Source organism: Saccharothrix isguenensis (assembly GCF_052936305.1).
Genome location: NZ_CP193626.1, coordinates 706,466 through 719,051, shown reverse-complemented (window position 1 = coordinate 719,051; position 12,586 = coordinate 706,466). Strand labels below are relative to the sequence as shown.

Below are 12,586 nucleotides of genomic sequence, written 5' to 3'. Positions count from 1 at the left end.
CTACGTAAAAGTAGGGAGGTCGGGGTGGCGATGCCGTACGTGTGGTGGCACAGCGGGTACGACCGGCTGTGCCACGCGTTCTCCGTGGCACAGGCTTCGGAGGTGTACTTCGAGGCCGCGTGCGCCCACTCGGTGCCGCCGGAGTTCGTGGTCCGGTCGCAGGGTGGCGCGCTGTGCGTACCGTGCCTGGTCGAGGTGGGCTCGGCCATGGAGGACCGCGGCGACTGGCGCGACTGACCCACTCGCGACTGCACGACTGACGCGCGAAGGGCGCCCCGGTTGGACCGGGACGCCCTTCGCGGTGTGGCGGGTGCCGCTAGTCGTTCTGGAAGTACGACAGCAGGCGGAGGATCTCCAGGTACAGCCAGACCAGGGTGACCATCAGGCCGAACGCGGCCAGCCAGGCGTACTTGGCGGGCAGCGCGCCGCGGATCATCTCGTTGGCGGCCTCGAAGTCCAGCAGGAAGCTGAACGCCGCGATGCCGATGACGACCAGGCTGAAGACGATCGCCAGGGTGCCGCCGTCACGCAGGCCCATGTTCACGCCGAACATGCCCAAGACCAGGTTGCCGAGCATGAGCACGACCACGCCGACGGTGGCGCCGATGATCCACTTGGTCAGGCGCGGGGTGACGCGGATCGCACCCGTCTTGTAGACGATGAGCATCGCGCCGAACACGCCGAACGTGCCGAGGATCGCCTGCCAGGCGATGCCGCTGCCGGGGAACATCGCCTCGAACACACCGGTGATGGCGCCGAGGAACACACCCTCGGCCGCCGCGTAGGCGAGCACCATCGGGCCGCTCGCCATGCGCTTGAAGATGATGATCAGGGCCAGGACCAGACCGATGATCATGCCGGGCAGCATCAGCGCCATCGGCGCGATCTGACCGGAGAGCACCAGCCACGCCGACACGAAGCCGGTGAGCAGTGCCACACCGAGCGTCGCGGCGGTCTTGGTGACCACGTCGTCGATCGTGATGGGGCGCTCGCCAGTGGTCGGCGGTGCACCCTGGTAGCCGCCGTGCTGCTGCGTCTCGTAGGGCTGGCCGAAGCCTGCGTAGTTACCGCTACCGCCGCTGGTCGGCAGGTTGCGGAACGCGGGGTTGCTGGTGGTACGCACCTCGTCCTCCTGTGGCGTGCTGACGCCGTCACGGGGTTCAACGACCACACGAGTCGATCGGTTCCCGTCGGGTAAAAGCGACTTTACCCGGGCAGTCGATCTCGAATCCACCGCCCGCGCTGCGGAGCGTAGTCGGACTCCACTCCCCTGGCGGCTTGTCGGCATGATCCCGTAGCCGTAAGGCTCACTGCGGCAGCTCTCCACAGACGCGCCGAGGGGTAGTGGACGATCATGGGTTGGAAGCGACTCGCAGCCGCGGTCCTCGCGGCCGGCGTCGCCCTGTTGGCGGTGCCGGTCACGGCGGGCGCGCAGGTCGAGGAAGGCCTCGGGCACGAGGTGCCGGCACAGGGTTACAAGGACAAGCCCCCCGGCGGTGACTGGCTCGGCTCGTACGTCTGGCGCGGCCAGCGCGTGTGGTGCGTGCAGTACTCGCTGAAGGCGCCGGACAGCGGCCAGGAGTACCAGGACGGCGACGAACTGCTGTCCAAGGGCGGTGTGCCGCTGTCCGACGAGGTCGCGGCGAACATCTCCTACCTCCTGCTGCGCCACTCCGGCACCGAGTCCGCGGACGAGGCCGCCGCGCTCGCGCACCTGCTGCACTCGTGGACGGCCTACCCGGACCCCGAGAACCACGTCCACCTCGACCCGACCAAGGGCTTCCAGGAGATCGCGTACGACGAAAAGTTCCACTACGACCAGCTGGCGGCCTTCGGCCAGGCGCAGCAGGCCGTCGACCGGCTGCGCGCCGACGCCAAGGCCAACCGCGGGCCGTGGGCGGCGAAGGTCAGCGCGCCGACGAAGGAACAGGTCATCGGCACGCCCGACACGTGGGTGGTGGACATCACCAAACCCGACGGCGCGCAGGTCGCCGGCGTCCCGGTCACGGTGGAGCTGACCGACGCGGAGCTGGAGGGCGGCAAGCCGACCGGTGACCTCACCACGCCGGGGGACGGCAAGGCGCTCGCGGTGAAGGTGGTGCCGACCGGGCCGAACCCGTCGTTCACGGTGAAGCTGGACAGCCCGGCGGACCGGCCGAGGGTCCAGGTGCCGCGGAACAACGCGGCGATGCAGCGGATCGTCACCACGGGCGGCGAGAAGAAGCTGGCCGCGAACGCGACGACGACGGCGAAGACGGCGCCCGGCTCGGTCAAGGTCGCCAAGACCGACGAGGAGACCGGCAAGGCGATCGCGGGCGTGTCGCTGCGGGTCACGGCGGCCGACGGCACGTCGCCCGCGAAGCGGCAGGACGACACCGGGCTGACCGGTCCCGAGGGTCAGCCGATCGTGCTCCAGACCACCGCCGACGGCACGGCGGTCGTGCCGGACCTCCGCACGCCGCAGGAGATCTGCGTGGTCGAGGTCGCGCCGGTCAAGGGCTACGAGGAGTTCTTCGACCCGAACGCGCCGCCCAAGGTGTGCGGGACCGTCGAGCCGGGGCAGACGTTGGCGCTCGCGCTGACCAACAAACCGGACAAACCGATCGTGCCCATCACGATCCCGGCGGGCTCGGAAGGCGCCGGGGTCGTGGCGAAGGCGTCGTTCACCACCGAGGCGTCGACCGGCGCCCTGGTCGGGTTCGGCGGCATGGCCCTGGTCGGCGCGGCCCTGATCGGCCTGCTCGTCCGGCGACGGGCGACCGCACGCCGGTGAAGGCACGTCGGTGAAGGCTCTGGTGACGTTCGCGGCGGTGGCGGCTCTGCTCGCCTCCGCCGCGCTCGTCGTGACGCGGTCGCCGGACGTCGTGCTGGCGGGCTCCGCGACGCCCGGTGACGCCGTGGTGCCGCACCCGTTGGGCGACAGCGCGCGCTCCGGACGCGGTGTGGACCTGGCCGGGATGCCGGTCGGCGCGAACCCGCCCTCGGCGCCGCCGCCGGCCGCCACGACCACGGCCACGCCCGCTCCCCCGCCGCCTCCGGTCGCGCCGCCGCAGCAGCAGCCGGGGACCGTGCGGCTGCCCGCGGGCGGGCTGGCCACGCTGGTGCGCGAGGAGGTCACCGCGGACGGCGTGCTGCCGGTGCCGGAAGGCGTCGGCGAGGCGACGTGGTGGGGCGTGGACCTCGGCGCGGCCGAGGGCGCGACGGTGCTGGCGGGGCACGTGAACTGGAAGGGCATGACCGGGCCGTTCGACGAGCTGTGGCGGACGGCGGTCGGGCAGCACGTGACCGTGGTCGACACGGCGGGCACGTCGTTCCGGTTCGAGGTCAGCCGGGTGGAGGCGGTGCGCAAGGACGCGCTGCCGGCGCGGGCGGTCGAGTTGTTCGGGCCGCGCGGCGGGCACCGGCTGGTGCTGGTGACGTGCGGCGGCCGGTGGGTCGGCGGCGACACCGGGTACGAGGAGAACCAGGTCGTGATCGCCACCCCCGTCCCCTGACCGCCCGTCCGCCGGTGGACGTCGGCCGGTCGTGACGAAGGGGCAACCTCCGGCTACCGCCCGTCGTCATTGAGGGTGTGAAGCGATGGGGTCGGCTGAGCACGGTCGTCGCGCTGGCACTCACCCTGGTGGTGCTGGCCGTCCTGGGCGCGCGGGAACCCAGACCGGGGCACGACGTGGGCGACTTGGCCGCGCCGATGCCGATGGCGCCGCGCACGACGAGCGGCGAAGCGGGCGACGCGGGCGCCGCCGCACCGCTGACCGTGCCGCCGTCCACGTCGCCGCCGTCGTGGATGCGGCGGATGCTGCCGGGCGAGAAGCCACCGCAGTTCGTGCTGTTCTCGTTCGACGGCGCGGCGTCCAAGCCGCACTGGGACCGGATCATGCCGTTGGCGCGCCAGGCGAACGCGCACGTCACCGGGCTGCTGTCGGGCGTGTACCTGGTGGCCGACGACGACGCCGCGATGTACACCGGGCCGGGGCACGGCCGGGGCCGGTCGTCCATCGGGTTCGGCGGCAGCCGCGCGGACGTCGAGCTGCGGATCGGGTACCTGAACGCGGCCATCGACGCCGGGCACGAGATCGGCACGCACTACAACGGGCACTTCTGCGTCGGTGACGAGCCGAACGTCGGCACCTGGACCACCGACCAGTGGAACGTCGAGATCGACCAGTTCTTCGCGATCGTGGAGAAGGCCCGGCAGCAGGGGTTCAAGCTGGACCCGGCGGCCGTGCGCGGCGGGCGGACGCCGTGCCTGGAGGGCGACTGGGGGCAGGCGTTCCCGGCGATGCGCGCGCACGGGCTGGCCTACGACACCAGTCACGTGAGCCTCGGCGTGGTGTGGCCGTTCGTGCGGGACGGGATGTGGGAGTTCCCCATGCCGGAGGTGCGGGTGCCGGCGCTGGGCAAGCAGGTCGTGATGATGGACTTCAACCTCTGGTACGCGCTCAACGGCGCCAAGGAGGAGCCGGAGAAGGCCGCCGACTACACGCGGATCGTGCTGGACACGTACCGGTCGGTGTACCAGGCGGCGTTCAACGGCAACCGCGCCCCGATGGTGATCGGCAACCACTTCAACGAGTGGGCGGGCGGCGCGTTCAGCAAGGCGGTGGAGGAGTTCCTGAGCGAGGTGTGCGTGCGGCCGGAGACGGCGTGCGCCACGTACACCGAGGTGATCCAGTGGATGCAGCTCCAGGACCCGGTGGTGCTGGAGCAGCTGCGCCGGATGCCCGCCGCCCGCAACTGACCGCCGGCGGGAGATCGGACGGCACGGAGTCCGGTGGCGCGGAGTTGGGGGGTTAAGCCCACTCCGCCGGGGGCGGCTTGTCGGGAGAATCGTCGGCATGACGGATCACGACCTGGTGCGCGGTGCACGTGCTCGGTTGACGCAGACCGCGCTGGGAGTGGCGCGGACGCCGCTGTGCGTGGTGGGGCTGATGTTGGTCCCCCTCCAGCTGTACGCCTACCCGCTGATCCTGGTGACCGTCGGCGTGCCGATGGTGCTGCTGTTCACCGCGCTGGCCCGCCAGTACACCGGCCTGTTCCGCCGGTGGGCGTCCCGCGAGCTCCAGGTGGAGATCCCCGCGCCGTACCGGCTGCCGCCCAACCGCGGCCCGATGACCCGCATCCGCACCGTCGCCACCGACCCGGCGACGTGGCGCGACTTGGCGTTCCTGCCGGTCAACGCGATCGCCGGGGTGTTCTGCGGCATGCTGCCGGTCGGCCTGTGGGTCAACGGCGTGCTCGGGTTCGTGATGCCGTTCCTGTGGCTGTCCGGCGCGCGGAGCGTCGACTACCTCGGGGTCGACTGGGACACCCCGGGGAACTTCGTGCTCGCGCCCATGATCGGCATCGCCTTCCTGGTGACGGCGTGGTGGGCGACGCCCCGGATCGTGCGGCTGCACGCCACGGTCGTGAAGTGGCTGCTCGCGCCGAGCGCCAAGGCCTCGCTGACCAACCGGGTGCGGGTGCTGGCGGACTCACGGGCCGACACGGTGGACGCGCAGGCCGCCGAGCTGCGCCGGATCGAGCGGGACCTGCACGACGGCGCGCAGGCCCGCCTGGTCGCGCTGGGCCTGAACCTCGGGATGGCGGAGGAACTGCTGGCGCGCGACCCGCGGGCGGCGCAGGAGCTGCTGGCCGAGGCACGCCAGTCGTCGACGCAGGCGTTGGCGGAGCTGCGGGACCTGGTGCGCGGCATCCACCCGCCGGTGCTGGCGGACCGCGGGCTGGACGGCGCGCTGCGCGCGTTGGCGCTGGCGCACCCGCTGCCGGTGGAGGTCGACATCGAGCTGACCGGCCGGCCGGAGGCGCCGGTCGAGTCGGCCGCCTACTTCGCGGTGGCCGAGACGCTGACGAACGTGGCCAAGCACAGCGGCGCGACCGGCGCGTGGGTGCGGGTGCGGCACGACGACGGCAGGCTCGCGCTGATGATCGGCGACGACGGGCGCGGCGGCGCGGCGGCGTCCGAGAACGGCGGGTTGCGCGGGATCGAGCGCCGGCTGACCGCGTTCGACGGCACACTCGGCATCGCGAGCCCGGTCGGCGGGCCGACCATCGTGACCATGGAGCTGCCGTGCGCGTTGTCCTCGGTGAAGACCTCGTCCTCCTCCGGGACGGTCTGATCCGGCTCCTCCAGGCCTACGACTTCGACGTGGTGGAAGCGGTCGACTCCGGTCCCGCCCTGCTCAAGGCCCTGGTCGACCACCGCCCCGACGTGGCGGTGGTCGACGTGCGGCTGCCGCCGACGTTCACCGACGAGGGGTTGCGGGCCGCCATCGAGGCCCGCGAGCAGGTGCCGGGGCTGCCGGTCCTGGTCCTCTCCCAGTACGTCGAGCAGCTGTACGCGCGGGAACTGCTGTCGGACCGCGGCGGCGCGGTCGGCTACCTGCTCAAGGACCGGGTGTCGGACGTCCGGCAGTTCGTGGACGCCATTCGGCGGGTCGCCGCGGGCGGCACCGCGATGGACCCCGAGGTCATCACCCAACTGCTCGCCCGCGGCGCGCGCGACCAGCCGCTGGCCACGTTGACCCCGCGTGAGCGGGAAGTGCTGTCCCTGATGGCCGAGGGCCGTTCCAACGGCGCGATCGCCGGGCGGCTGTTCATCACCGAGAAAGCGGTCGGCAAACACATCGCGAACATCTTCGGCAAGCTGGCCCTCCCGTTGTCCGGGGACGACAACCGGCGGGTGCTCGCGGTGCTGGCCTATTTGGACGGGGTGTAAATCGTTTCTTAGGCTAAGTACCATCTTGCCTTTGACGACGATCCGGGGGTGCGCATGGGCACGACGGCGGAGTTGGCCGACGAACTGCTCGACCTGATGTTCACGCAGGCGCCGATGGCCGCCACGGTCTACGGCGTGCCGGGGTACGACCACCTGCTGACCGACCACCGGGCCGAGACCGACGAGTCGACCCGGGCCCGCGCCCTGGACATCGTGGAACGGGCGCACGCGCTGCCCGCCGACGACGACCCGGTGACCCGTGCGGTGATCGTCCAGCAGGCGGGGGCGGTGGTGGACCTGGTCGACGCGCGCGGCGTGGAGTACACGATCACCGACTCGTTCTTCGCGCCGGCGGGCGAGCTGCTGACGGTCATGCCGATGACGAGCCTGTCCGGGCCGGAGTCCGAGGCCGCGTACCTGGACCGGCTCGCCGCCGTGCCCGAGTTCCTGCGCCGGGTGGCCGACCGGCAGCTCGCGGGTGCGGCTGCCGGCCGCACGCCGGTGCAGCACCTGGTCGACGCCGCCGTGGCGCACGTCGACCGCTACCTCGCCGCCGATGAGGACCCCCTGGCCCGCCCGGTCGGCGGCGAGGTGTTCACCGCCGAACGGGAACGGCTGCTGGCCGACGCGGTGCGGCCCGCGTTCGCCGCCTACCGGGACGCGATCGCGGGGATCGAGGGCCGGCCCACCGACGAGGTGGGCCTGCACCGGCTGCCCGGCGGTGAGGCGATGTACGCGGCGCTGGCCCGGGTCCAGACGACGACCGACCGCACGCCCGAGGAGCTGCACCGGACCGGCCTCGACGTGATGGCGGGCTTGACGCGCGAGCTGGCCGAGCTGGGCGAGCGGGTGTTCGGCACGTCGGACGTGGCGACGGTGCTGGAGCGGATGCGCACCGACCCGGCGTTGCGCTGGAACAGCGAGGAAGAGCTGATCAACGCCGCCCGCGAGGCGGTGACCAGGGCCGAAGAGGCCGCTCCGCGCTGGTTCGGCCGGGTGCCGGAGCAGCGCTGCCAGGTGGAGCCGGTGCCCGCGGCCGACGCGCCGGGCGCACCGACCGCGTACTACGCGCCGCCGTCGGCGGACGGGCTGCGGCCGGGCACGTACTACGCGAACACCCACCGGGTGCAGGAGCGGTTCCGGTACCAGGCCGAGGCGATCGCGTTCCACGAGGCGGTGCCGGGGCACCACTTCCAGATCACGCTGGCGCAGCAGCTGACCGACCTGCCGATGCTGCGCCGGGTCGCGAGCGTGACCGCGTACCTGGAGGGCTGGGGCCTCTACACCGAGCGGCTGGCCGACGAGATGGGCCTGTACTCGGACGACGTGGCCCGGCTCGGGATGCTCGTGACGGACTCGCTGCGCGCCGGGCGGCTCGTGGTGGACACCGGCCTGCACGCGCACGGCTGGAGCCGGGAACAGGGCGTGGAGTACCTGCGCGAGCACACGCCGATGGCGCTGATCGAGATCGAGAACGAGGTGGACCGGTACATCGCCGCGCCGGGCCAGGCACTGGCGTACATGGTCGGCCGGCTGGAGATCCTGCGGATCCGGGCAGCGGCCGAGGAGGCGCTGGGCGACCGCTTCGACATCCGGGCGTTCCACGACGTCGTGCTCGGCGGCGGGCCGCTGCCGCTGGCCGTGCTGGACGAGGTCGTCTCGGAGTGGGCGCGCACGCACCACCCCTGATCCGCGCGAGTCGTCCGGTCGGACACCGCGAGTCGTCCGTTCGGGTACGCCGGTTCACGGCTACCGAACCGTTCGCAGGTCCGACCGGGTGACTCGAGTGGGTGACGAACGCGCATGCGCGTTCGTGTTCACCCCGCAGATGGGTGAAGCCAATGCGGCACCGAACGTGCCCCCGACGGGATTCGAACCCGTACTGTGACTCTTTTAAGGAGCCTGCCTCTACCGGTTGGGCTACGGGGGCAGCGGGGAGCCTAAGCGGTTACCGAGCGTTCGTGGGGCAGGTTCGGAAGAAGTCCCCCGCACGGCTCAATGCGAACCGCTATTGCGCTCATTCGGTAATGGCCCCAAGGCGCTCAAGCCGAGTACAACCTCGTGATATGCATCACAGTCGAGTGCTTGTTCGACGAGCTGATCCCGCAATGCTGCGGTGAAGCCGATACCCAAACCCATTGCCGTAGCAACCAGATAAGCCGTTTGGGATAGGTGTCCTACGTCCATTTGCACAACGCGGTATGCACGCGAGGTGTCGTAACGCCATCGAGTCCGTTCGAGCACCCCGGTGTACGCGAGGACCAGCGGGGCCCGCCCGACCCAGTCCTGGTCCCCCGCCGCCGCGGCCATCTCCTCCGGCCCCCAGCGCACCCCTATCGGCTCCAGCGCGTGCGCGAGCCCGTCGTAGTGGTGCCAGCCCGGCTCCAGCCCCGGCACGTCGCGCACGTGCGCGTACAGCTCCACCGGGTGCCGCCCGCCGCCGGACGGGCTGGTCTTGAACACCGTGCCGGACCGCCCGATCCGGGACCGCGCGGGCGACGGCCCGGCCAGCACGGCCAGCAGCTCACCGACCCGGGCGAGCGGCACACCGGACGTGCCGAACTCGCGCGTCGTGCGCCGCTCCAGCAGGACGTCGAACAGGCCGGACCCGGCCCACTCGGGCTCGTCCGGCAACGGCGGCAGCGGCACGGCCTCGCCACCGAGGCGGCGGAACGGCGGTGGCGGCGGCGACGTCACGAGCTTGGCGTCCAGCACCGCGTCGTGCTCGTCGGAACCCTGGTACGGGGCGTCGGCGAGGGTGCGGCTGGCGAAGTGGAAGTGCCGCGCGGAGACGCCCCACGCGCGCCAGCCGGCCAGCAGCCGGCGCTCCTCCTCGTGCCGGGGCGAGCCCTCGACGATCAGCACACCGGCGTCGACCAGCTCGTCCAGCACCTTGCGCAGCGCGGCGCGGTCCTCCTCGCCGAGCGGCGCGAGCAGCGCGTCGACGTCGGTGAACTCGGTGAACTTGCGGCACAGCAGTTCCGCGGTCTCGCTGATGGCGAACTGCCGGTGGTGGAGGTAGTCGTCCCACACCACGGCGCCGTCCTGGTAGAACAGCGTCGCGTGCTCAGCGACCTTTGCCCGCACCCAGGAGCTCCTCGAAGCGGGCCGCCACCCATTCGTGCACGGCCACCGACACCCGCGCGTCCCCCGCCCGGTGCTCGAACCAGCGCCAGTCGCAGTTGACGTTGACCTCCAGGAACACGTGGTCGCCGCCCGAGACCAGCAGGTCGAACGCGGCCACCTGGAGCCGCCAGTGCCTGGCCAGCGCGAGCAGCCGGTCGGTCAGCCCGGACGGCACGTCGACCGGCGTGACGCGGACCGCCTCCGGGTCCACCCACAGCTGCGCCGGGTCCAGCTTGTCCACCTGGAACGCCAGGCACCGCTCGCCCACCACGAACACGCGCAGCTCGGTCTCCGACGGCACGTACTCCTGCACGATCACCGGCGCGGACTCGGGCACGTCACCGGACCGGCTGGTCTCCAGCGGACGCGGGAACAGGCCGTGCTGCATGCCGGGGCGCGGTTCCAGCAGGTGCCGGCCGGAGGTCTTGACGATGCACTGCCCGCCGCCCGGCCTGGTGCGGCCGGGTCGGGTGGTGACCGTCGTGCGCGGCACGCGCAGGCCGAACGCGGACGCGTCGGCGAGCTGCGTCAGCCGGTTGAGGTGCGAGGTGTTGCGGCTCGGGTTGACGTGCGCCCAGTCGCCCCGGCTGGACAGCCAGTCGGCGACGGCGCCCCACTGGTCCACGGCGTAGGCGCCGGCCAGCGTGCCGGGTTCGAGGGGTACCGCGGAGAGTTCGAAGTGCCTGCGCCACACCAGCAGCGGGCGCAGCAGCCAGCGGTCGAGTTCCAGCAGCGGCTGGTCGGTGTAGACGGTGAGCGGCAGGTCGACGGAGCGGTCGGCGTCGATGCGCGCCATCCGGATGCCGCGTTCGGCGAGCGCGATGGAGAGCTCGTTCATCTCCATGTCGGCGGCGCGGGCGAGCACCAGCACGCAGGGCACCGGACTGCCGTCGCCCTCGTCGACCATGCCGAGGCGGTGCACCTGTTCCTGGAAGTCCAGGCACTTCGGCTGCGACCGGAACAGGTAGTCCTGACCTTGGAGCAGCAGCGGGGTCGGTTTCGCGGGTCTGGCTGCCTCGGGTGGGGGAACGAGCTCGTTCCCCCACCCGGAGACGGTCATGGCTCAGTCGTCTTTCTTGCTGCAAAAACGCTTTTCGGCGGTGGCGTACTCCGCGGAGTACTCCGCCAGGGTACGATCCTCGATCTCACCGCGGCGAAGCTGTGCGGCCAGCTCCTCGAGAGACATCGCGGTCACCTCTCTCCCCACTGATGCATCACACATTCAGGCGATACACCAGCTGTATTCTCGGGTTCACGTTACGCAATGTCAAGGTGACCGGCGTGTCGCTAGGCCGTCCGGGGGCGCAAGTGAGATGGCTGCGCCGGACGGCCCCGCACCCGCCGCGCCGAACGGAGCAGCAGGTGGGCGGCCGTTCGCGTCAGCTCTTGGTGGCCCGGTCGAACTCGGCCTTCGGCTCGTGGATCTGGCCCAGCGCGACGACCTCGCGGCCCGAGAACAGCGCCTGCGTCCAGTCCACGAACACCCGGAACTTGCGGTTGAACGTGGGCATGAACATCACGTGGTAGCTGCGGTGCATCAGCCAGGCGATGACGCCCTTGAACCGCAGGCCGAACACGTCCGCCACGCCCTTGTAGAGGCCGAGGCCCGCGACCGAGCCGAGGTACTTGTGGAAGTAGTCCTTGGTCGGCTTGCCGCGCAGGGTGGCGAGGATGTTCTTCGTCAGCAGCTTCGACTGGCGGATGGCGTGCTGCGCGTTGGGCACGCACGTCGCCGTCGGGTCCTGCTCGGTCTGCGACAGGTCCGGCACGGCGGAGCAGTCGCCCGCCGCCCACACGCCCGGCAGCCCGACCACCTGCATGGCCGCCGTGCACCGCACCCGCCCGCGCTCGTCCAGCGGCAGGTCGGTGTTGCGGAGCATGGGGTTGGCCTTCATGCCCGCGGTCCAGATGATGGTGTCCGAGTCGAACTCGGTGCCGTCGTCCAGGACGACGTGGCCGCCCTCCATGCTCTTGACGCGCGTGTCGAGGTAGCACGTGATGCCGCGCTTCTCCAGCTGCTCGACGGTCCACGCGCCGAGCCGGGCGCTCACCTCGGGCATGATCCGGCCGGTGGCCTCGACCAGGACCCAGTGCATGTCCTCCTGCTTGAGGCCCTCGTAGTAGCGCAGCGCGTAGCGGGCCATGTCCTCCAGCTCCGCCAGCGTCTCGATGCCCGCGAAGCCGCCGCCGATGACCACGAAGCTCAGCAGGCGCTTGCGCAGCTCCGGGTCGTTCGTGCTGGCCGCCTGGTCGAGCCGCGACAGCACGTGGTTGCGCAGGTAGATGGCCTCACCGATGGTCTTCATGCCGATGCCGACCTCGGCCAGGCCGGGGATGGGCAGCGTGCGCGAGATCGCGCCCAGGGCGGAGACGAGCACGTCGTACTCGAACTCCTCGACGTGGCCGTCGGCGAGCTCGACCGTGACGGCCTTGCGCTCGTGCTCGATCCGGGTGGCGCGGCCGGTGACCACGTGGCAGCGCTTGAGGACCTTCCGCAGCGGCACCACGACGTGGCGGGGCTCGATGGAACCGGCCGCCGCCTCGGGGAGGAACGGCTGGTAGGTCATGTGCGGCTGGGGGTCGATCACCGTGACGGACGCCTCGCCGGAACGCAGCTTCTTCTGCAATCCCAGCGCGGTGTACATGCCGACGTAGCCACCGCCGACGATCACGATGCGTGTGGGTTGCGACTTCACAGCAGCCATACACATATGGTCGCACCGGATGGGGTGTTCCGGCGCA

At 71.4% G+C, this 12,586-nt stretch carries 12 protein-coding genes and 1 tRNA gene; 7 read left to right on the top strand and 6 right to left on the bottom strand.

Annotation, left to right across the window (positions count from 1 at the left end):
• Window positions 1-24 precede the first annotated feature (24 nt).
• Window positions 25-237, top strand: a complete 213-nt coding sequence (locus ACRAKI_RS03565; protein ID WP_447005614.1) for a hypothetical protein — start codon at window positions 25-27, stop codon at window positions 235-237.
• A gap of 79 nt (window positions 238-316) precedes the next feature.
• On the opposite strand, the gene ACRAKI_RS03560 is transcribed toward ACRAKI_RS03565, so the two are convergent.
• Window positions 317-1,123 carry a Bax inhibitor-1/YccA family protein gene (locus ACRAKI_RS03560; RefSeq protein WP_447005613.1) on the bottom strand — a complete coding sequence of 269 codons (807 nt, stop codon included), beginning with the start codon at window positions 1,121-1,123 and terminating at the stop codon, window positions 317-319.
• Between the two features lie 231 nt (window positions 1,124-1,354).
• Here ACRAKI_RS03560 and ACRAKI_RS03555 point away from each other — a divergent pair, with 231 nt between their 5' ends.
• From ACRAKI_RS03555 to ACRAKI_RS03530, 6 genes are all read left to right on the top strand, one after another.
• Window positions 1,355-2,773: an MSCRAMM family protein gene (locus tag ACRAKI_RS03555; protein WP_447005612.1), complete on the top strand. Its 1,419-nt coding sequence runs from the start codon at window positions 1,355-1,357 to the stop codon at window positions 2,771-2,773.
• A 10-nt stretch (window positions 2,774-2,783) separates the two neighbouring features.
• The gene (locus ACRAKI_RS03550) at window positions 2,784-3,494 is read left to right on the top strand and encodes a class F sortase (protein WP_447005611.1); all 711 of its coding nucleotides are present in this window, start codon (window positions 2,784-2,786) and stop codon (window positions 3,492-3,494) included.
• Between the two features lie 77 nt (window positions 3,495-3,571).
• Window positions 3,572-4,741, top strand: coding sequence for a polysaccharide deacetylase (locus ACRAKI_RS03545; RefSeq protein WP_447005610.1), 1,170 nt, complete (start codon window positions 3,572-3,574; stop codon window positions 4,739-4,741).
• 97 nt (window positions 4,742-4,838) lie between these two features.
• On the top strand, window positions 4,839-6,119 hold the full coding sequence (locus ACRAKI_RS03540; RefSeq protein WP_447005609.1) for a sensor histidine kinase: 1,281 nt from the start codon (window positions 4,839-4,841) through the stop codon (window positions 6,117-6,119).
• Window positions 6,071-6,718 carry a LuxR C-terminal-related transcriptional regulator gene (locus ACRAKI_RS03535; protein ID WP_447005608.1) on the top strand — a complete coding sequence of 216 codons (648 nt, stop codon included), beginning with the start codon at window positions 6,071-6,073 and terminating at the stop codon, window positions 6,716-6,718. Before ACRAKI_RS03540 ends, ACRAKI_RS03535 begins: the two co-directional genes overlap by 49 nt.
• 54 nt (window positions 6,719-6,772) lie before the next feature.
• A complete protein-coding gene (locus tag ACRAKI_RS03530; RefSeq protein WP_447008325.1) occupies window positions 6,773-8,407 on the top strand; it encodes a DUF885 domain-containing protein in 1,635 nt (544 codons plus the stop codon).
• A 167-nt stretch (window positions 8,408-8,574) separates the two neighbouring features.
• On the opposite strand, the gene ACRAKI_RS03525 is transcribed toward ACRAKI_RS03530, so the two are convergent.
• From ACRAKI_RS03525 to ACRAKI_RS03505, 5 genes are all read right to left on the bottom strand, one after another.
• A tRNA-Leu gene (locus ACRAKI_RS03525) sits at window positions 8,575-8,648 on the bottom strand.
• Between the two features lie 65 nt (window positions 8,649-8,713).
• On the bottom strand, window positions 8,714-9,805 hold the full coding sequence (locus tag ACRAKI_RS03520) for a SagB/ThcOx family dehydrogenase (RefSeq protein ID WP_447005607.1): 1,092 nt from the start codon (window positions 9,803-9,805) through the stop codon (window positions 8,714-8,716).
• Window positions 9,786-10,904 (bottom strand): ATP-grasp domain-containing protein, encoded by a 1,119-nt coding sequence (locus ACRAKI_RS03515; RefSeq protein ID WP_447005606.1) that lies wholly within the window; start codon window positions 10,902-10,904, stop codon window positions 9,786-9,788. The genes ACRAKI_RS03520 and ACRAKI_RS03515 overlap by 20 nt, the downstream gene beginning before the upstream one ends.
• 3 nt (window positions 10,905-10,907) lie before the next feature.
• A complete protein-coding gene (locus ACRAKI_RS03510) occupies window positions 10,908-11,030 on the bottom strand; it encodes a hypothetical protein (protein ID WP_269321641.1) in 123 nt (40 codons plus the stop codon).
• Between the two features lie 193 nt (window positions 11,031-11,223).
• On the bottom strand, window positions 11,224-12,549 hold the full coding sequence (locus tag ACRAKI_RS03505) for an NAD(P)/FAD-dependent oxidoreductase (protein ID WP_447005605.1): 1,326 nt from the start codon (window positions 12,547-12,549) through the stop codon (window positions 11,224-11,226).
• Window positions 12,550-12,586: the final 37 nt, after the last annotated feature.